The sequence below is a fragment of the Enterobacter sp. PGRG2 genome (assembly GCF_030291195.1).
Taxonomy (GTDB): domain Bacteria; phylum Pseudomonadota; class Gammaproteobacteria; order Enterobacterales; family Enterobacteriaceae; genus Enterobacter_D.
The window spans coordinates 2755439-2776659 of sequence record NZ_CP127837.1 but is presented as its reverse complement, the minus strand read 5'-3'; the positions used below and the strand labels follow the sequence as shown (position 1 = coordinate 2776659).

General features: G+C 57.1%; 16 protein-coding genes. 6 read left to right on the top strand and 10 right to left on the bottom strand.

The genetic code is table 11. The features are described from left to right. Positions 1-92 precede the first annotated feature (92 nt). A complete protein-coding gene (gene pflA, locus QRD42_RS12240; protein ID WP_072568024.1) occupies positions 93-833 on the top strand; it encodes a pyruvate formate lyase 1-activating protein in 741 nt (246 codons plus the stop codon). Between the two features lie 51 nt (positions 834-884). Here pflA and QRD42_RS12235 read toward each other — a convergent pair whose 3' ends face one another. The 10 genes from QRD42_RS12235 to lrp form a co-directional block, all read right to left on the bottom strand. Beyond that, on the bottom strand, positions 885-1349 hold the full coding sequence (locus tag QRD42_RS12235; RefSeq protein WP_321987233.1) for an anti-virulence regulator CigR family protein: 465 nt from the start codon (positions 1347-1349) through the stop codon (positions 885-887). 122 nt (positions 1350-1471) lie between these two features. Further along, entirely contained in the window at positions 1472-2620 is a 1149-nt protein-coding gene (locus QRD42_RS12230; protein WP_318363498.1) for an MFS transporter, read from the bottom strand. Between the two features lie 270 nt (positions 2621-2890). Beyond that, positions 2891-3754: a dimethyl sulfoxide reductase anchor subunit family protein gene (locus QRD42_RS12225; protein ID WP_321987232.1), complete on the bottom strand. Its 864-nt coding sequence runs from the start codon at positions 3752-3754 to the stop codon at positions 2891-2893. Position 3755: 1 nt separating this feature from the next. Next, positions 3756-4373, bottom strand: coding sequence for a DMSO/selenate family reductase complex B subunit (locus QRD42_RS12220; protein ID WP_321987231.1), 618 nt, complete (start codon positions 4371-4373; stop codon positions 3756-3758). 10 nt (positions 4374-4383) lie between these two features. Then, on the bottom strand, positions 4384-6828 hold the full coding sequence (gene dmsA, locus QRD42_RS12215) for a dimethylsulfoxide reductase subunit A (protein ID WP_321987230.1): 2445 nt from the start codon (positions 6826-6828) through the stop codon (positions 4384-4386). A 199-nt stretch (positions 6829-7027) separates the two neighbouring features. Next, a complete protein-coding gene (serS, locus tag QRD42_RS12210; RefSeq protein ID WP_072568019.1) occupies positions 7028-8320 on the bottom strand; it encodes a serine--tRNA ligase in 1293 nt (430 codons plus the stop codon). 92 nt (positions 8321-8412) lie between these two features. Further along, positions 8413-9756 (bottom strand): replication-associated recombination protein A, encoded by a 1344-nt coding sequence (locus tag QRD42_RS12205; protein ID WP_321987229.1) that lies wholly within the window; start codon positions 9754-9756, stop codon positions 8413-8415. Positions 9757-9764: 8 nt separating this feature from the next. Next, positions 9765-10376, bottom strand: coding sequence for an outer membrane lipoprotein chaperone LolA (gene lolA, locus QRD42_RS12200; protein ID WP_072568017.1), 612 nt, complete (start codon positions 10374-10376; stop codon positions 9765-9767). Positions 10377-10506: 130 nt separating this feature from the next. Next, entirely contained in the window at positions 10507-14232 is a 3726-nt protein-coding gene (locus tag QRD42_RS12195) for a DNA translocase FtsK 4TM domain-containing protein (protein WP_321987228.1), read from the bottom strand. A 120-nt stretch (positions 14233-14352) separates the two neighbouring features. Continuing rightward, positions 14353-14847, bottom strand: coding sequence for a leucine-responsive transcriptional regulator Lrp (gene lrp / locus QRD42_RS12190; RefSeq protein WP_000228469.1), 495 nt, complete (start codon positions 14845-14847; stop codon positions 14353-14355). Between the two features lie 539 nt (positions 14848-15386). Here lrp and trxB point away from each other — a divergent pair. The 5 genes from trxB to infA all read left to right on the top strand — a co-directional run bounded on the left by trxB (position 15387) and on the right by infA (position 21214). Further along, positions 15387-16355, top strand: coding sequence for a thioredoxin-disulfide reductase (gene trxB, locus QRD42_RS12185; protein WP_199775921.1), 969 nt, complete (start codon positions 15387-15389; stop codon positions 16353-16355). 121 nt (positions 16356-16476) lie between these two features. Further along, a complete protein-coding gene (cydD, locus tag QRD42_RS12180; protein ID WP_321987227.1) occupies positions 16477-18243 on the top strand; it encodes a heme ABC transporter permease/ATP-binding protein CydD in 1767 nt (588 codons plus the stop codon). Continuing rightward, on the top strand, positions 18244-19965 hold the full coding sequence (gene cydC, locus QRD42_RS12175; RefSeq protein ID WP_321987226.1) for a heme ABC transporter ATP-binding protein/permease CydC: 1722 nt from the start codon (positions 18244-18246) through the stop codon (positions 19963-19965). A 40-nt stretch (positions 19966-20005) separates the two neighbouring features. Continuing rightward, the gene (gene aat, locus QRD42_RS12170) at positions 20006-20710 is read left to right on the top strand and encodes a leucyl/phenylalanyl-tRNA--protein transferase (protein WP_321987225.1); all 705 of its coding nucleotides are present in this window, start codon (positions 20006-20008) and stop codon (positions 20708-20710) included. 285 nt (positions 20711-20995) lie between these two features. Next, a complete protein-coding gene (infA, locus tag QRD42_RS12165; RefSeq protein ID WP_002211347.1) occupies positions 20996-21214 on the top strand; it encodes a translation initiation factor IF-1 in 219 nt (72 codons plus the stop codon). Positions 21215-21221 lie beyond the last annotated feature (7 nt).

The following is a 21221-nucleotide window of genomic DNA, read 5'->3' as shown; positions in this document are numbered from 1 at the left end:
CTTTTCAGGCCATTGCCAAAACAGACTTAACACAGCCGGTTTGAGCTGTGCAATACAAGCCCGGGACGGGCTACACCTGGAGATACATCGCAATGTCAGTGATCGGTCGCATTCACTCCTTTGAATCCTGTGGCACCGTAGATGGCCCGGGCATTCGCTTTATCACCTTCTTTCAGGGCTGCCTGATGCGCTGCCTGTACTGCCATAACCGTGACACCTGGGACACGCACGGCGGTAAAGAAATTACCGTCGAGGAGCTGATGAAAGAAGTGGTGACCTACCGCCACTTTATGAACGCGTCAGGCGGCGGCGTGACCGCGTCCGGCGGCGAGGCCATTCTCCAGGCTGAATTTGTGCGTGACTGGTTCCGCGCCTGTCACAAGGAAGGTATTCATACCTGCCTCGATACCAATGGCTTTGTGCGTCGTTACGATCCGGTCATTGATGAACTGCTGGAAGTCACCGACCTGGTGATGCTCGATCTGAAACAGATGAACGATGAGATCCACCAGAATCTGGTGGGCGTCTCCAATCACCGTACGCTGGAGTTTGCTCAGTATCTGTCGAAGAAAAACATCAAGGTCTGGATCCGCTATGTGGTGGTGCCCGGCTGGTCGGACGATGACGATTCCGCCCACCGCTTAGGTGAGTTTACCCGTGACATGGGCAACGTTGAGAAAATCGAACTGCTCCCCTATCACGAGCTGGGCAAACATAAGTGGGTGGCGATGGGCGAAGAGTACAAGCTCGATGGCGTGCATCCGCCGAAAAAAGAGACCATGGAGCGCGTGAAAGGCATCCTTGAACAGTATGGTCACAAGGTCATGTACTAAGCTTGATAAAAACAAAAAGCCCGGCGCCGCATAGCGACCGGGCTTTTTTATTTATTCAAACACGCCGTTGATGACTGCCGTCACAATGGCCGTGCTCAGCGCAATCAATACCAGATCGTCACCGGCGATACGCCATTCATAACCGGGGTAAGAAGGCAGTTGCCCCAGCATAGAAGACGGCACCATTTTTTTGGCAATGCCCGGAGGCAGAGGCTTACCGCGCGCCAGGTTTTTGGCGATGCCGGGCGGCAGCGAACGGTAACCCGTCAGGCCATGATTCACCGCCAGCGAACGGGCGCGATCGTAACTCAGCCGGACAGAGACATCATCGCTGACGTTTTTCTTGTCTGCCCCGCCCCGGTTGCCATGGTCATTTTTCTGTTTATTCCCATGATCCGCGTTACCGTGATTTCCGTTGCCATTCCCGTTACCAGGGTTAGCCATGCCCGGTGCGGAAACAAAGGACAGGGATAAAACGACTGCCAGCGCGAGGGTATTAAAACGACGAGTGTGCATAATTGCCGCCTTAGTCAGAGTGTACTCGTGACAATTATCGTCCGTTCCGCTTTACAAAAACAGTAAAGAAATCCTGGAAAGCAGCCGTAAAAAAGCCTGTCATGGACAGGCTTTTTTATTTATCAGGCGTGAGCCACTGGCGTCGGATGCTGGCCTGCTTTACGCAGCAGCATCAGCAGATAGATAAAGGAGACGCTGGCGATCATAATAAACAACAAATTATCGGAATAACTTTGCATCAGCATGGCGGTGAAGGTCGGGCCGAAAAGACTGCCGACGGTGTAACTGAGCAGAAGCGCCTGATTCATCGCCACCAGCTGATGATGTTCGACCTTTTCGCAGGCCCAGGCCATCGCCACCGGATAGAGCGTGAACCCCGCCGCGCCGAGGACAAACAGAGCCGGTGCCATCGCCGCATTGCTGAGCATGGCCAGACATCCTATGATCACCACAAAAACCTGCACCCGTAACACCAGCAGACGCCCAAAGCGATCCGCCAGTCGGCCAATCGGCCACTGCCCGAGAATACCGGCGCTGACCATCACGGCCATCCAGAAGCCAATCCCGGCATCGCTCACGCCACGGTGGTTCAGCCAGAGCGGCATGAGGCCGTACAGCGAACCCAGCACGATGCCGGAAATAATGCAGCCGTTAACCCCAAGCCGCGCCTGACGCAGACGCAGCATCGGCCAGACGCTGGTGGCTTCCTGATGTTCGCTGTTCTGATCGACAATGCGGGTGAACAGCAGCGGCAGAATAGCCGCCAGCACGATACCGGTCACCCACGGCAGGACATGCATCAGCTCGGTGGACAGTTTGCTGACCATCAGTTGTCCCAGCACCGTACCGATGTAATAGACCATCATATAGGCGGCCAGCAGGCGGCCACGATTACGTGACGTGCCACTGCACATCAGCGCGCTTTCCACCACCACCCAGATCATGGCGCAGCCAATACCGGCGATGAAGCGCCACAGCATCCAGTTCCAGAAGCCGACCATCAGACCAAGGCCGACGCAGCCGCTGGCGAACACCAGCGACGCGATGTAATAGCTGCGGTTAAACCCCATGCGTTTAATCAGACGCCCGGTCAGCAGGGTACCGACAAGGTTGCCGGTAAAAAAGGCAGAGCCGACCATACCAACCTGCCATACCGGAAGGTTTTCATGGGCGAGCCAGAGCGGGACGAGCGTGTTCAGCGTTGCGATCGCCAGCGTCAGCAGTAACAGGCCGCAGAGCAGTAACAGCACCGGCCGGGTATAAGTAAACATGGATGAAAAACCGTGAGGATGATCAGAATTCGAGCGCATCATGCCACCGGCAAAAACTTTGTCAATCTACGGAAAATGGCGCTGTGGGCGTTTTAGAGGGCGTCGATTGAATTTACTCATCTAACGGAGCGGGTAAGGCCAGAGGAAAGTGAATAGCGTGATGTTTTATATGAGTTATTTCCGGGATATGCCGGTACATTCAGTTGAAATATTTCATGGTGAAAAAACGGTAAAACCGGCGGTTAGCCCCCCGGTTTTACCCTGATGACGTCAGCCAGCCACCGCCATACCGACCGTCATGTGTAAACCATAAAAAATGCCGCGCGCGATCATCTCCCCTGCCAGCACCAGCATGAATGCCAGCGATAGCAGCGGCACGGCAGGCTGGCGGTTTTTAAGCTGTGGGACGATCCACACTGCCAGCGCCACCAGCAGCAGTATGACGCGCCAGGCCATCAGGGTACCGTATTCCGGCACCAGCGCCGCAGCCTGCTGCACAGAGCTGGAAATCGCTGCCAGTTCATGGCCCTGCATCAGGCCAGCCACAAGGCTGATTATGATCGCCAGCAGCGTCACCGCTGGCAGCGCGCGCATGCCGCATGCCCGAAACCCGGCAACCCGCAGCAGCAGATAGCCCAACAGCGGGCCGCCAGTAAGCATAGTGAGGAAAAAGCCCAGCGGGGTCCACAGACTGTACCAGGTAGGGATGGTGTCGATGCTGTCATACACCCTGGCCATCATCCAGACAAATACAAGCCCCAGCAGCGAGGTAATCACCAGCCAGACGCGTAACAGCGCGGGCGGCATCTTTTTCATCATCGCCAGCAGCCAGCCGCATCCGCCCACGGCAAAGAACAGCGCACCGCTGGCAATTTCATTACTCAGCGCTGAATGTCCGATGCGGTTGAGCGCATTAAAGGCGCGCAGCGGCGATCCCAGATGCAGGGTCGAGGCCATAAAGGCCAGCCCCATTAACACCCACAGGCCGGTCATAGCGTTGAAGATGCGTTGCCGTTGCAACGATGTCGTCTCAAAACGCAGCAGCGCAACGGCGAGGACGATAAATCCACCGACCACGCACTGACCAAACACGGTAAAAATCATCAGCGGCCATTCATGCCATCCGTTGCCCATCTCACACCTCCTGCGGGTTAGCCAGAAAGCCGGTTTTATCCCCGGTGGGGCGGCTGTTGGCGTTGGGTTTGATCACGATATTCGGCTTTGTAAAATGCCCGGACGGCAGCGGGGCGACGGCATCAAGGCTGCCGTATTTTTCACGCAGYTCGTCAACGGGCGCAAAGTCCAGCGCGCGCAGCGGGCAGGAYTCGACGCAGATCGGCTTTTTGCCCTCCGCCACCCGCGAATGGCAGCCGTCGCACTTGGTCATATGGCCTTTAGCGGCGTTGTACTGCGGSGCRCCRTACGGGCAGGCCATATGGCAGTAACGRCAGCCGATGCACACCTCTTCATTYACCACCACAAAACCGTCGTCGCGCTTGTGCATCGCGCCGCTGGGGCAGACTTTGGTGCAGGCCGGATCGGCGCAGTGGTTGCAGGCAATCGACAGATAATACGCAAAGACGTTCTGCTGCCAGACGCCGTTGTCTTCCTGCCAGTCTCCGCCCGCGTATTCATAGATGCGACGGAAACTGACTTCCGGAGTCAGATCGTTGTAATCTTTGCAGGCCAGCTCGCAGGTTTTGCACCCGGTGCAGCGGCTGGAATCAATATAAAAGCCGTACTGAGTTGTCATGGGTTACTCCTTAAACCTTTTCGACCTGGACAAGGTTGCTGTGCGACGGGTTACCTTTCGCCAGGGGCGACGGGCGCTGCGTGGTCAGCACGTTGATACAGCCGCCCTGATCGATGCCTTTCGCGTCCGGGTCGTACCAGGCGCCCTCCCCTAATGCCACCACGCCGGGCAGAATACGCGGCGTGACCTTCGCCCCGACATGCACTTCGCCGCGACCATTGAAAATACGCACTTTGTCGCCGCTGGCAATGCCACGCTGTTTCGCGTCGAGGGGGTTAATCCACATCTCCTGGCGACACGCGGCCTTCAGCACATCGACGTTGCCATAAGTGGAATGGGTGCGGGCTTTATAATGGAAGCCGGTGAGCTGCAACGGCCATTTTTCGCGCTGTGGATCCTCGTGATGCTCGAAGCCCGGGCTGTAGATCGGCAACGGGTGGATCACATCGCCATCCACAAGCTCCCAGCTGGCGGCGATCTCCGCCAGCTGCGTGGAGTAAATCTCGATTTTGCCCGACGGCGTGGTCAGCGGGTTCGCCTGCGGATCCTGACGGAACGCCTGATAGGCCACATGGTGCCCGTCGGGATCGCGCTGTTTAAAAATGCCCTGCGCCCGGAACTCCTCAAAGGAGGGCAACGCCGGGATCGCCGCGCGGGACTGCTCATAAAGATGGCGCAGCCAGCCTTCCTGAGTACGGCCTTCGGTAAACTGCGCTTCCACGCCCATGCGTTTCGCCAGTTCCGTCGTCATCTCATAAATGGTTTTGCACGCAAACAGCGGAGCGATGGCCTGGTCGGCGAAGATCACGTAATCCATGTTGCCGCAGGAGGCGTCCAGCGCGAAATCCATCTGTTCTGACGCGGTGCAGTCCGGCAGGATAATATCGGCATACTTCGCCGATGCGGTCATGTGGCAGTCCACCACCACAATCAGCTCGCATTTTTTATCATCCTGTAAGATGTCATGGGTGCGATTGATTTCTGAATGCTGGTTGATCAGGCAGTTACCTGCATAGTTCCAGATCATCTTGATCGGCACATCCAGCTTATCTTTGCCGCGCACGCCGTCGCGGGTGGCGGTCATTTCCGGGCCGCGCTCAATGGCGTCTGTCCACATAAACATGGAAATGCTGGTCTGCACCGGGTTTTCCAGCGTCGGCATGCGCTCAAACGGCATCGCATAAGCGCCTTCGCGCGCGCCGCTGTTGCCGCCGTTGATGCCCACATTGCCGGTCAGCAATGGCAGCATGGCAATGGCGCGGGAGACCAGTTCGCCGTTCGAATGACGCTGCGGGCCCCAGCCCTGGGAGATAAACGCCGGTTTTGCCATGGCGATTTCCCGCGCCAGCTTCACGATACGGGCCGCCGGGATACCGGTAATAGCCGCCGCCCATTCAGGCGTTTTGGCGATGCCGTCATCGCCGTCGCCCAGAATATACGCCTTGTAATGCCCGTTGGCGGGCGCGCCTTCCGGCAATGTGGTTTCGTCGTAACCCACGCAGTATTTATCGAGGAAAGGCTTATCCACGAGATCTTCGTCGATCATCACCCATGCCAGCGCCGACACCAGCGCCGCATCGGTACCGGGGCGGATAGGGATCCATTCGTCTTCGCGCCCTGCGCCGGTATCGGTATAGCGCGGATCGATAATAATCATGCGCGCCTTAGATTTTTCCCGCGCCTGCTCAACGTAGTAGGTCACCCCGCCGCCGCTCATGCGCGTTTCGCCTGGGTTATTGCCGAAAAACACCACCAGCTGGCTGTTTTCGATGTCGGACGGGCTGTTGCCGTCGGCCCATCCGCCATAGGTGTAACTCAGTCCGGCAGCGATTTGCGCCGTGGAATAGTCACCATAGTGATTCAGATAGCCGCCGCAGCAGTTCATCAGGCGGGCAATCAGCGTTTTACCCGGCGGCCAGGAGCGGGTCATGGTGCCGCCGAGCGTGCCGGTGCCGTAATTCAGGTAGATAGATTCATTGCCGTACTCTTTGATCAGCCGCTGCATAGTGCCCGCGATAGTGTCAAAGGCTTCATCCCAGCTGATGGGAACAAACTTTCCTTCCCCGCGTTTGCCCACGCGTTTCATCGGTTGTTTCAGGCGATCGGGATTGTAAACGCGGCGACGCATGGAGCGCCCGCGAAGACAGGCGCGCACCTGATGCTGTCCGTCATAGTTGTCATCGCCTGTGTTATCGGTTTCGACATACTTAATTTTGCCGTCCACCACATGCATGCGTAACGGGCAGCGGCTGCCGCAGTTCACGGTGCAGGCGCTCCAGACGACTTTTTCAGTGGATGAGCCTGGCGCAATGGCCTCGGCGGCGCGGGCGATACGGGAAAAGGGTAAAGTCAGGGCGCTGCTGGCGGCAGCGAGGCCGCCTATGGCTGAGGTTTTCATCAGGCTGCGACGACTCACCCCGGCGGTGAGTAACGCCTCCGGAACAGATATTTTCATAAAAACTCACTTTGCTTGCTCACGTAAAAACACTCGCTATATAGTTTTCTCTATAGCGAAATAACCTTTTTTAAGTTTTTTATGCTGCGCTAATACAAAGTGAGTATTACCCTTTTAACAAAAGGGGTTATTGTTCGGTGTCAATGAGGCAATAAAAAAGCGCCCGCAGGCGCTTTAAATGTGATGGGTGACGCGGTGATCAGCCGATGTACTCGAGGCCGTTCATATACGGACGCAGCACTTCAGGCACTTCGATGCGACCATCAGCCTGCTGGTAGTTTTCCAGCACGGCAACCAGCGTACGACCAACCGCCAGACCCGAACCGTTCAGGGTGTGCACCAGACGGGTTTTCTTGTCGGTTTTGCTGCGACAGCGTGCCTGCATACGACGTGCCTGGAAATCGCCAATGTTGGAGCAGGAGGAGATCTCACGATAGGTGTTCTGCGCCGGAACCCAGACTTCCAGATCGTAGGTTTTGCAGGCGCCAAAGCCCATATCGCCGGTACAGAGGATGATCTTACGATATGGCAGACCTAACAGCTGCAACACTTTTTCCGCGTGGCCAGTCATCTCTTCCAGCGCGTCCATGGAATCTTCCGGACGAACGATCTGCACCATCTCGACTTTATCGAACTGGTGCATGCGGATCAGACCGCGGGTATCGCGACCGTAAGATCCGGCTTCAGAGCGGAAGCACGGCGTATGCGCGGTCATTTTGATCGGCAGCGCGTCTTCATCGATGATCTCATCACGTACCAGGTTTGTCAGCGGCACTTCGGCAGTCGGGATCAGCGCATAGTTGCTGCTGTCGGCTTCCTCGTCCAGCGGACGGGTATGGAACAGATCGCCGGCAAATTTCGGCAGCTGCCCGGTACCGTACAGGGTGTCATGGTTCACCAGGTAAGGCACATAGTTTTCGCTGTAACCGTGCTGTTCGGTATGCAGATCCAGCATGAACTGGGCGAGCGCACGGTGCATACGCGCGATCTGGCCTTTCATAACCACAAAGCGTGAACCGGTCAGTTTAACCGCAGCAGCAAAATCCAGCCCGCTGTGCATTTCGCCCAGCGTCACGTGATCCCGTACTTCGAAATCGAAAGTACGCGGGGTGCCCCAGCGGCTGACTTCGACGTTATCGTTCTCGTCGCGGCCAACAGGCGCGTCATCGTGAGGGATGTTCGGGATCGCCAGCGCAATATCACGGATTTCTGCCAGCAGGGTTTCCAGTTCAGCTTTCGCCGCATCCAGTTCTTCACCCAGCTTGTTCACTTCCAGGCGTAATGGCTCGATATCTTCCCCGCGCGCTTTCGCCTGGCCAATGGATTTCGATCGCGAGTTACGCTCCGCCTGCAGATTTTCCGTATTGACCTGCAGAACTTTACGACGCTCTTCAAGAGCGCGCAGTTTATCAACATCCAGCTTAAAGCCCCGGCGTGCCAGTTTTTCAGCGACTGCGTCTGGCTCGGTACGCAGCAGATTGGGATCGAGCATGCTTATCCTGTGCTTATCGAATTGAAAATGAGAGAAAGTGGTCACAGCCTGCAACCACAAGAATCATCGATAACCTTACCGCAACGCCACAGTTAGCGATAGCGTTTTGTGGGGCTTTTATGATCCTGTTCAGCCAGCCAGGCGAGCTTTTCGCCAATCTTGCCTTCAAGACCTCTGTTTGTCGGGTGATAATAGCGCGTTTGTGCTATTTCCGGCGGGAAATAGACCTCGCCTGCCGCGTAGGCGTTGGCTTCATCATGGGCATAACGGTACTGCTGACCGTAGCCTAACTCTTTCATCAGTTTGGTCGGCGCATTGCGCAGATGGTCGGGCACGTCGTAATCAGGACGCTCTCGCGCATCCGCCATTGCCGCTTTAAAGGCGGTATAGACGGCATTACTTTTTGGCGCGCAGGCCAGATAAACAATGGCCTGCGCGATAGCACGTTCGCCTTCGGCAGGCCCGACGCGGGTAAAGCAGTCCCAGGCAGAGAGCGCCACCTGCATGGCCCGCGGATCGGCGTTGCCCACATCTTCAGACGCAATCGCCAGGCAGCGGCGCGCAACATAAAGGGGATCGCCACCGGCGGTGATGATACGGGCATACCAGTACAGCGCCGCATCCGGCGCGCTGCCGCGCACCGACTTGTGCAGCGCGGAAATCAGATCGTAAAAACGGTCGCCCTTGTTATCAAAGCGCGCGCTGCGCTCACCGGCGATTTCCGTCAGCAGCGCCTCTTTTAAGACACGCTTACCGCTGCCATCCGCTTCGGCCATGTCCGCCATCATTTCCAGCGTGTTGAGCGCCCGGCGGGCATCGCCGTTAACCAGTTCAGCAATCGCTTTACGGGTTTCGTCCGGCAACACGATATTTTGCCCGCCATAACCCCGCTCTTTATCCGTCATCGCCTGGTTTAGGACTTCTTCGATGTCTTCAACGGTCAGGGATTTGAGCAGATAAACGCGCGCACGGGAAAGCAGTGCTGAGTTAAGTTCGAAGGAGGGATTTTCAGTAGTGGCGCCGATAAAGGTGATAGTGCCGTCTTCAATATGCGGCAGAAAGGCGTCCTGCTGGCTTTTATTGAAACGGTGCACTTCGTCAACAAACAGGATAGTGCGACGTCCGGCATTACGGCTCTGTCGCGCCCGCTCGATCGCTTCACGAATTTCTTTTACGCCGGAGGTGACGGCAGATATACGCTCAACGTCGGCGTCCGCATAGCGGCCTATCACTTCCGCCAGCGTCGTCTTACCGGTACCCGGCGGGCCCCACAGGATCATGGAGTGCAGATGCCCGGCTTCAATCGCGCGCGGTAAGGGTTTACCGGCCGCCAGCAGATGCTGCTGACCGATATACTGCGCTAAATTTTCTGGCCGCATACGGGCGGCCAGAGGTTGAAACGTATTATCGGAAAAATCGAGCGTCAGATTTCCCACTCATGCCTCTACTTACGTTGGTCATCCACCGTCACGCCCTGCGGCGGGGTAAAGGTGAATTTCGACGGATCGACGGCCCCGTTCTGCTGGGATTTCAGTTGATAGCTGCTGCGCTGATCGTCCTGCTCCACTGCGCTGAACTGATTGATGGTGCCGTTCTGGCTGACGTTAATGGTGAACTGTTTCAGGTTGCCGTTGTTGCCTTTCGGCACCAGCACAAAGTCGTCACCATTCTGTTTAATGTTGTACTGCTGCCAGTCGCTTGCCTGGTTACGGGCAATCAGCATAAAGGGCGTATTGCCGGTGGCTGAGCTGAGATTAGTGGCCGTCGCCTGCTCAACAAACGGGTTGTAGAACCACAATGTTTTACCGTCTGATACCAGGATGCTTTCATCCGGCTGCGTCATGTGCCAGTTAAACAGGTTCGGGCGTTTTACCCATAAATCCCCCTGTCCTTCCTGCACTGCCGCCCCACTGCCATCGGTCACTTTCTGGGTGAAGCTGGCGTGGAAGCTGCTGACTTTGTCCAGACGGCTTTTCAGATCGCCCGCGGCGTCAGCCCAGACGCTGCTGGCCGCGAATGAAGTCAGTAATGCACAGGTAATGGCGATTTTTTTCATTGTTATTCCTTAAGTACGTCACTCCCCATCCGGGAGACTCTTCTGTCACTCACTGTAGGCCTGACGAGACGGCGGCGACAGAGGAAAAGACTGATTTTTCGTTCGTTTACCCAACTTTGCAATCAGAAGGTTAATCGAACGGCGGCGGCGCCAGCACTTCGCGGTTACCGTTATGGCCCTGCTCGCTGACGATGCCCTGCGCTTCCATTTGCTCAATAATACGTGCCGCGCGGTTATAGCCGATACGGAACTGACGCTGTACCCCGGAAATCGACGCTTTGCGTTTTTCGGTGACAAAGTTCACCGCCTGATCGAACAGCGGATCCAGCTCTTCACCGCCATCGAAACCACCGCCGCCGCCTTCGCTTTCCGCATCGGAGGTGATGCCTTCAATGTATTTTGGTCGTCCGCGCGCTTTCCAGTCCTGCACGACGGCGTGCACTTCCTCATCGCGCACAAAGGCGCCATGCACACGCACGGGCGCTGAGGAGGAATTCGGCCCGGAGTAGAGCATGTCACCCATGCCTAACAGAGATTCAGCACCCGCCTGATCCAGAATAGTACGGGAGTCGATTTTACTGGAAACGGTAAAGGCGATACGCGTCGGAATGTTGGCCTTAATCAGGCCGGTGATGACATCCACGGACGGACGCTGGGTGGCCAGCACAAGGTGAATACCTGCCGCACGCGCTTTTTGCGCCAGACGGGCGATCAGCTCTTCCACTTTTTTACCCACGGTCATCATCAGGTCGGCGAATTCATCCACCAGCACGACGATATACGGCAGTTTTTCCAGCACCGGATGAGTGGGGTCCATGCTGTCGCCCGGTTTCCAGTACGGATCCGGGATCGGACGGCCCATACGCGCGGCCTCGGCGATCTTCTCGTTGTAGCCGGCAAGGTTACGCACGCCCAGCGCCGACATCAGCTTGTAGCGTTTTTCCATCTCATTGACGCTCCAGCGCAGCGCGTTGGCAGCGTCCTTCATGTCCGTGACCACTTCGGTCAGCAGATGCGGAATGCCTTCATATACCGACAGCTCCAGCATCTTCGGATCGATCATGATGAATTTGACGTCTTCCGGCTGTGCTTTATAGAGCATGCTGAGGATCATGGCGTTGACCCCCACCGACTTACCGGAACCGGTGGTACCGGCCACCAGCAGGTGCGGCATTTTTGCCAGGTCGGCAATCACCGGCTCGCCGGAAATGTCTTTACCCAGCACCACCGTCAGCGGCGAGGCGTTGTCGCGGAATTTATCGCAGTCCAGCACTTCACGCAGGTAAACGGTCTGACGTTTTTTATTCGGTAACTCCAGACCCACATAAGGTTTGCCGGGGATCACTTCCACCACGCGCACTGCCACGGTAGAGAGGGAACGCGCCAGATCGCGGGAGAGATTGGAGATACGCGCGGCTTTCACCCCAGGCGCAAGATTGAGCTCAAAGCGGGTGATCACAGGACCTGGCGAGTAGTTCACCACATCGGCTTTGATGCGGAAATCATTCAGGCGCGCTTCAACGAGGCGGGCCATCTGCTCCAGCGCAAAGGTATCAACCGGCTCCGTCTCGCTCGGCGGCGGCGTCAGCAGATCCAGCGACGGCAGGCTGGTGGTCGGTTTCGGTACCGGACGGCTGTCCCCGTTACGCATCAGTAACGGATGGATCAGGCTGTCCTGCGGAGCAGGCTGCCGGGGCTGCTGATACTGCGGCGTCGCAACAGGCTGYTGCTGAGGCTGCTGGTACTGCGGCGGCGCGACGGGCTGYTGCTGAGGYTGCTGGTACTGCGGCGCAGCAGGTTGCTGATAGGGTTGCGGCGCAGGCGCGGCAGGCTGCGATTCTGGCATTACGCCAGGTGTGAACAGCGGTTCAGTCGGGCCGTCATCCACCAGCGCCTTCATCGGAGAGAAGTCAAAATCAGCCGGAGAGAAAGGCGTTGCCCCGGCGGGCTGCTCACCCGAATAACGCTGTTGCTGAGCGGCAGCAAACTGGCGCGCCAGTTCCGCTTCCGCAACCTCATCTTCATTTACTTCAGTGCCGGCCTGATCGTGCTGATACTCATCGCCATAGCGACTTTGCTGCGTGGAAGCAAACTGACGGGCCAGTTCGTCCTGCTGCATGGCGTCCGCTTCATCCTCAGAAGCGTAATCCATTTCACGGGCGCGCTCTTCCGCCATCCGCTGGGACGGCAGTTTAATACCATAGGACGCCAGTTCACGACGCGTCGGCACCCGTACTCGATTCGGGCGCGGCAGCTGCGGGCCAATGCCCTCTTTTACCTGCGGACGTGGCGCGCCGCTACCGGCAAGGCTGAATACCGGCCCGGCGGCGGCAGCGCCCGTAGCAGCGGCGGTTGAGGCTTCTTTAAGCGCGGCGGCCGGTGCAACGGGTGCAGGCTCAACGACTGGCGCAGCCGGTGCCGGGGCAGATTTTGGCGCAGGTTCCGGCTGGGCTGGTTCAGGTATCGGCTGATACCATGCGGCTAGCTGCTCCCGCTCACGGGCGCGCTTCTCTTCTACTTCTTCGAAATAGTAAAGCGGCGGACGGGTATGTTTAATTTCTTCCGGTTGAGGCGCAGGCTCCGGCTCCACTGCCGGCGGTTCCGGCTGCTGCCACTGCTGCTGAACGTGCAGCTCCGGTTCCGGCGTGACCGCGGCATAGGTTTCTGGCTCGGGGTAGACCGGTGCCTGTGCCGCGTAATTTTCATGTTCATGCACTGGCGGCTGAGGCGGCTGATAGTATGACGGCTCTTCCGGCGCCGCATACTGCGCCACAGGAGGCTGCTGGACAGGTGGCGCCACATAAGGCGGCTCGGCCACTGGCTGAGCCGGTGCCTGCATGACAGGTTCTACCGGAGCGCTCCATGCCTGCGCCGCCGTGGTCGCCACGGCTGCTGCCGCAAGGGGTTCGCTGACGCTATGCCCGCTCAGCAGCGGATCGTATTCATCCCACTGCGGCGCGCCTGTCGCTTTAGTGCTGGAGAACAGCACGTCATCGGCATCCGCGGCCACGCCGCGGGCGCTGTACTGAATCTCTTCTTCATCGTCCATCCGGCGACCGGAGAACAGCGCCTCGTCGGTTTTACGACCCAATGGATTAGCAAATTTTTCGGCGACGCGTTTACGGCGCGCCAGGGCGCCGCGCATGATCCGCGCCCGGCGTGATTCACGCTGTACGGGGGCGTCTTCTTCGTACTCGTCGTCTTCATAGTCGTCTTCATCGACCCAGGTGTCGTCGCGACGGGTGCGGTTACTGGCGAAGGTCAGGATATTAAGGATGACGCTGCCAATCTTTTCCGCGATGCTGACCCAGGACCAGCCGGTAAAGAGCGTAAGCCCCGCCCCCCAGATAAAGAGTAGCGCAAGGGTTCCGCCACTGCTGTGCAGCAGCGGCATCATGGCTGTACTTAACAGGCTGCCGATCACGCCGCCGGAGGCAAAGTACCAGATATCGTCGGCATTGATAGCCGCAAGGCCGCAGGAGGTGAGCACCAGCGCCAGCACGCCGATCAGACGCAGCGAGACGGCGAAGTAATCAATGTAATCTTCCGTCGCGCGGTGACGATACGTAAACCAGCAGGCACCGACAATAATCACCGGAATGGTGTAAGCCATCACCCCAAAGATAAAGAACAGGGTATCGGCCAGCCATGCGCCCGGCACGCCACCCAGATTATGGATAGGTTCATGCCATGCGGTCTGTGACCAGCTGGGATCGGAAGGGTTAAAGCTGAGTAGCGCTGCCATCAACCAGACAGCAAACAGGGCAACCAGAATCAGCAGTGCTTCGAGTAGACGACGCCCGCTGCTTAATCTGGTCAGTGTGACTTCTTTGTCTTCAGTATATTCCTGGCTCAAGTAAGGCTCTCCAGGTCCTTGATGCTAAAACGGAGAACAGCGCCAGGTTGCCCCGGCACTGTTGCTGTATGGATTAACAGGAGTGTAATCAAACTACACCGATTTTGCACCTGTTCCGTGTTAGCGCGTCTTAATAACCAGACGATTGCTTTGTTTAACTTCTTCCATAACAACATAGGTACGGGTGTCGTTCACGCCCGGCAGACGCAGCAGGGTTTCCCCTAACAGTTTGCGATAGGCCGACATATCCGGCACGCGTGTTTTCAACAGGTAGTCGAAATCACCGGATACTAAATGACACTCTTGAATTTCTTCAAGTTTTTGTACTGCGGCATTGAACTGCTCAAACACATCCGGCGCGCCACGATTCAGAGTAATCTCAACAAAAACCAGAAGTGATGCATCCAGATAGTGCGGGTTTAACAGTGCTGTGTAGCCCTGAATAAAACCCTGTCTTTCAAGCCGGCGCACGCGCTCAAGGCACGGCGTTGGAGAAAGTCCTACTCGCTTTGAAAGCTCGACGTTGGAAATACGCCCATCCTTTTGCAGCTCGTTAAGAATGTTACGATCGATACGGTCGAGATCTTTCCCAGGGCGCTTCTTGCTATCTACCATTATTATTGTCTCTCTGTATTCCTTCCCTACTCCTGCCTTGACCCTGTGCACTTCACTGTTGAGAGTCTTTGCCCGTCGGTTTATGCATCGCTGGTTATTGTTAGTTGCGCTACATATTCCAGGGGTCTGTATTGAGAAGACCGTTGCCAGCGGCAGCTATTAATATCGCGCATGGCGTCTGTCCACGCCGTGCGTCGATTTCAATAACCCGGTAAAATGGCATTTGCATGCATGAATTTGCGTCATGCGCGAAACACTGCTTTTTTTCTTCCTCGAATGTTTTCGCAAATGCGCAGGGGATTGTCAAAGCAAAACATCTTTTTTTAGTACAACATGCCAGATATTCATCAACACCTCCCGGCAAACCTCATTTTATCGCCTTATAACAGGCCAAATTTCAGTAGAATTTATTATGGATCTCCCCGCCGGGGTGGATCCATCGGCTACACAAATCATTAACATAGTTGCTGCACCCTTTTTTTACGCCCGTAAATTCCCTACAATCCTGCGCATTGTCCGCTAACTATAATGAGGATCTCATGGGCACGGCTAAACACAGTAAGCTGCTTATCCTTGGTTCAGGCCCCGCTGGTTACACCGCTGCGGTCTATGCTGCACGCGCTAACCTGCACCCGGTACTGATCACCGGTATGGAAAAAGGCGGCCAGCTCACGACCACCACTGAAGTGGAAAACTGGCCTGGCGATCCGCATGATTTGACCGGACCGCTGTTGATGGAGCGTATGCATGAACACGCTGCGAAATTCGAAACGGAAATTCTTTTCGATCACATCAGTAAAGTGGATCTGCAAAACCGTCCGTTCCGTCTGACCGGCGACAGCGGCGAGTACACTTGTGATGCGCTGATCATAGCCACCGGCGCCTCCGCCCGCTATCTCGGCCTGCCGTCAGAAGAAGCTTACAAAGGACGCGGCGTGTCCGCCTGCGCCACCTGCGACGGATTTTTCTACCGCAATCAGAAAGTAGCGGTGATTGGCGGCGGCAATACGGCGGTTGAAGAAGCGCTTTATCTGGCGAACATCGCCTCGGAAGTGCACCTGATCCACCGCCGCGACACCTTCCGCGCGGAAAAAATTCTGATCAAACGTCTGATGGATAAAGTGGCGAGCGGCAATATTGTGCTGCACACCCACCGTACGCTGGAAGAAGTGACCGGCGACCAGATGGGCGTAAGCGGCCTGCGCCTGCGCGATACGCAGAACAGCGATAACGTAGAATCTTTAGAAGTTGCCGGTTTGTTCGTCGCCATTGGCCACAGCCCGAACACCGCTATTTTTGACGGTCAGCTGGAGCTGGAAAACGGCTACATCAAAGTGCAGTCGGGGATCCACGGCAACGCGACCCAGACCAGCATTCCGGGCGTGTTTGCGGCGGGCGATGTGATGGATCATATCTACCGTCAGGCGATCACCTCTGCCGGAACCGGTTGTATGGCCGCGCTGGATGCTGAACGTTATCTCGACGGTCTGGCTGAAAACAGTAAATAATTTCAGCGAGTAAGGCACTTAAAGACAAAGTAAAGAAGGCGACTATCAGTCGCCTTTATTTTTTCGCCGTTGTAACATTGCCGTGCATAAATTTATGGTCACTTTACCTGCTAAGCGCGCAATGAATAAAACCCGTCAACAAGAACTAACCCGCTGGCTAAAACAGCAAAGCGTAATTTCCCGTCGCTGGCTGATGACCTCCCGCATTCTGGGGCTTGTCAGCGGCATATTGATCGTGGCTCAGGCCTGGCTGCTGGCCACCATCCTTAATCACATGATTATGGAAAATATTCCCCGCGAGGCGCTGTTGCTGCCCTTTGTGCTGCTGGTGCTGGTGTTTATTCTCCGCGCCTGGGTAGTGTGGCTGCGCGAACGCGTCGGCTTCCATGCCGGTCTGCACATCCGCTATGAGATCCGCCGTCTGGTGCTGGACCGTCTGCAACAGGCAGGCCCGGCGTGGATCCAGGGAAAACCGGCGGGCAGCTGGGCGACGCTCATTCTTGAGCAGATCGACGACATGCATGATTACTATGCTCGCTATTTGCCGCAGATGGCGCTGGCTGCCAGCGTACCGCTGTTGATTGTGCTGACGATTTTCCCGACCAACTGGGCCGCTGCGCTGATCTTGCTCGGCACCGCGCCGTTGATCCCGATGTTTATGGCGATGGTCGGCATGGGCGCCGCAGATGCTAATCGCCGCAATTTTAAAGCGCTGGCAAGGTTAAGCGGGCATTTTCTGGATCGCCTGCGCGGTATGGAAACGCTGCGCATTTTTGGCCGGGGTGAAGCGGAAACCGAAAATATTCGCCAGGCATCCCAGGATTTCCGCAGCCGCACGATGGAAGTGCTGCGCATGGCGTTTTTATCTTCCGGCGTGCTCGAATTCTTTACCTCCCTTTCTATTGCGCTGGTCGCGGTTTATTTCGGCTTCTCTTATCTGGGCGAGTTGAATTTTGGTCACTATGGCGCAGGCGTCACGCTGTTTGCGGGCTTCCTGACGCTGATCCTCGCGCCGGAGTTCTTCCAGCCACTGCGCGATCTGGGCACCTTCTATCATGCAAAAGCGCAGGCCGTCGGCGCGGCTGACAGCCTGAAAACCTTCCTCGAAACGCCGCTGGCATGGCCGGAACGCGGCGAACGCACGCTGAATACCGATGAGCCGGTCAGCGTGGTGGCCCGCGGCGCGGTGATTAAATCACCGGAAGGCGCAATCCTTGCCGGACCGCTCGATTTTACCCTTCCTGCCGGGCAGCGCGTGGTGCTGGTCGGGCAAAGCGGTTCCGGGAAAAGCTCGTTGATTAACGCCCTCTCCGGTTTTCTCAGCTATGAAGGATCGCTGCAAATCAACGGCGTCGAGCTGCGCGATCTCGATCCGCTGGCGTGGCGCAGGCAGCTAAGCTGGGTCGGGCAGAATCCACAGCTTCCGGCGACCACTCTGCGCGAAAACGTACTGCTGGCCCGGCCGGACGCCAGCGAAGCAGAGCTTAAAGCCGTGCTGGACGCCGCCTGGGTAAGCGAATTTTTGCCGCAGTTGCCGCAGGGGATCGATACGCCAGTGGGCGATCAGGCGGCGCGCCTGTCCGTCGGCCAGGCCCAGCGCGTGGCCGTTGCGCGTGCGTTGCTGAATGCCAGCCAGCTGATGTTGCTGGATGAGCCGTCCGCCAGTCTGGATGCGCACAGCGAACAGCGTGTCATGCAGGCGCTGAATACCGCCTCGCTGCGTCAGACCACCCTGATGGTGACCCACCAACTGGAAGGACTGACGGACTGGGACAGTATCTGGGTGATGCAAAACGGCAGGCTGGTTGAACAAGGCGATTATACCGCTCTTGCCGCCGCAGGCGGGCCTTTTGCCGCCCTGCTCGCCCATCGTCAGGAGGAAATTTAAATGCGCGCGCTCCTTCCCTATCTCGCATTATATAAACGCCATAAATGGCTGCTGACGCTGGGCGTGGTGCTCGCCATTGTGACCCTGCTCGCCAGTATTGGTTTGCTGACGCTGTCCGGCTGGTTCCTCTCCGCCTCGGCGGTGGTTGGCGTGGCGGGTATTTACAGTTTTAACTATATGCTTCCCGCCGCCGGGGTGCGTGGCGCGGCCATTACCCGCACCGCTGGCCGCTATTTTGAGCGGCTGGTCAGCCACGATGCCACCTTCCGCGTTCTTTCTCATCTTCGCGTTTCCACCTTCAGCAAGCTACTGCCGCTTTCCCCTGCCGGGCTGGCGCATTTCCGTCAGGGCGATCTGCTAAACCGCGTGGTGGCGGATGTGGATACGCTGGATCATCTCTATCTGCGGGTGATTTCGCCGCTGGTGGGCGCGCTGGTCGTCATCCTTGTGGTGACGCTGGGTCTTGGCGTGCTGGATGTCACGCTGGCGCTGACGCTCGGCGGCATTATGCTGCTTACCTTACTCCTGCTGCCGCCGCTGTTTTACCGCCTGGGTAAATCCACCGGTGAAAAACTCACCGCGCTGCGCGGTCAGTATCGTCAGCACCTGACCAGCTGGTTGCAGGGCCAGGCTGAGCTGACCATTTTTGGCGCCAGCCAGCGCTACCGTGAGCAGATGGAGAATACCGAATTAAGCTGGCATGACGCCCAGCGTCGTCAGTCAGAGCTGACTGCGCTTGCCCAGGCGCTGATGCTGTTGATTAGCGGCTTTGCGGTGATTGCCATGCTGTGGCTGGCGGCGGGCGGCGTGGGCGGCAATACCCAGCCCGGTCCGCTGATTGCGCTCTTTGTTTTCTGCGCGCTGGCCGCCTTCGAAGCGCTGGCGCCAGTGACAGGCGCGTTCCAGCATTTAGGCCAGGTGATCGCCTCAGCCCGTCGTATCACCGAGATCACCGATTGCCCGCCGGAAGTGACTTTCTCTGCCGGGGAAACGGCCATGCCTGCGCAGGTCGATCTGCGGCTTGACGCCGTGTCCTTCACCTATCCGCAACTGGTACAGCCAGCGCTGAAAGGCGTATCGCTGGAAGTGCCCGCCGGGCAGCGCGTGGTCATTCTGGGACGCACCGGCTGCGGTAAATCAACGCTGCTGCAACTGCTGACGCGGGCATGGGATCCGCAGCAGGGCGAGATCCTGCTGAACGGTCAGCCGCTGACAAGCCTCAGCGAAGCCGCCCTGCGCGCCACCATCAGCCTGGTGCCGCAACGGGTGCATCTGTTCAGCGCCACGCTGCGCGATAACCTGCTGTTAGCCTCCCCTGCCGCTTCCGATGAGGCGCTGGCGACGGTGCTGACTCAGGTCGGGCTGGAAAAGTTGCTTGATGACGGCGGGCTGAACAGCTGGCTGGGCGAAGGCGGCAGGCAGCTCTCCGGCGGCGAACTGCGCCGTCTGGCGATCGCCCGTGCCTTGCTGCATGATGCGCCGCTGTTTTTGCTGGACGAACCGACCGAAGGGCTGGACGCCACCACTGAAAGTCAAATCCTTGATTTGCTTGCTGAAGTGACGAAAGGCAAAACGGTGCTGATGGTTACCCACCGTTTGCGTGGTTTGTCGCAATGCGATCAAATAATAGTGATGGACAACGGTGAAATAATTGAGCAAGGTAATCACGCAGCGTTAATGGCAAAACAGGGTCGCTACTACCGGTTTAAGCAACGGCTGTAAATTTGAATCATTCCTTGTTGCGTTGTGGAGCGTTGTGGTCATGCGCCTGGTTCAGTTATCTCGTCATTCTGTTGCTTTTCCCTCGCCCGAAGGGGCGTTGCGTGAACCTAACGGGCTGCTGGCGCTGGGCGGCGATCTCAGCCCTGCCCGCCTGCTGATGGCTTATCAGCGCGGCATCTTTCCCTGGTTTTCTCCGGGCGACCCTATCCTGTGGTGGTCGCCGGATCCACGCGCCGTCCTGTGGCCGGAACAGTTTCACCTCAGCCGCAGCATGGCCCGCTTTCATAAGCGTTCCCCTTACCGCGTCACCCTCAATCATGACTTTGGACAGGTGATCGCAGGCTGCGCCCAGGATCGTGATGAAGGTACCTGGATCACGCCGGATGTGGTGCTGGCTTATCATCGCCTGCATGAGCTGGGCTACGCCCATTCCATCGAAGTCTGGGAAGGGGATGAGCTGGTTGGCGGCATGTACGGCGTGTCGCAGGGTGCGTTGTTTTGCGGCGAGTCTATGTTCAGCCGCCGGGTGAACGCCTCGAAAACGGCGCTGCTGGTATTGTGCGAGGATTTCCTGCGTCAGGGCGGCCAGTTGATCGACTGCCAGGTATTAAATGAACATACCGCCTCTCTCGGCGCGACAGATATTCCGCGGCGGGAATATCTGCAGCACCTGAATGCGATGCGTCTGCAAAAGATGCCGCCGCATTTTTGGGTGCCGCGGACGTTATTTATGCCCGCGCGGTGAATGTTTTCGGCACATTTCTTGTCAGAGTGTTATAATGGACGCGCAGAGTAGCTTCTGCCTGTTGCCCCGCCACCGTTTGGGACTAGCTCGAATCAGGTAACGCCCTTCGTTTATCTTGTCGCTCCCCTTTACGTTCGCGCTTTTACGCGTCGGTTTATAATGTGGGCAATACGCCAAGGTTACTTTGCTGCGCAATTATCCGCGCAAATCTTTACTTAACAGATGAATTTCGGCATTATCTTGCCGGTTCAAAAAAATTTTGGTAGTGATACCCCCGAGGACTAGATGGCCAAAGAAGACAATATTGAAATGCAGGGTACCGTACTGGATACGTTACCTAATACCATGTTCCGCGTTGAGCTGGAAAACGGTCACGTGGTAACTGCGCATATCTCCGGTAAAATGCGTAAAAACTATATCCGCATTCTGACGGGCGACAAAGTGACTGTTGAGCTGACCCCGTACGACCTGAGCAAAGGCCGCATTGTCTTCCGTAGTCGCTAATAGCTAT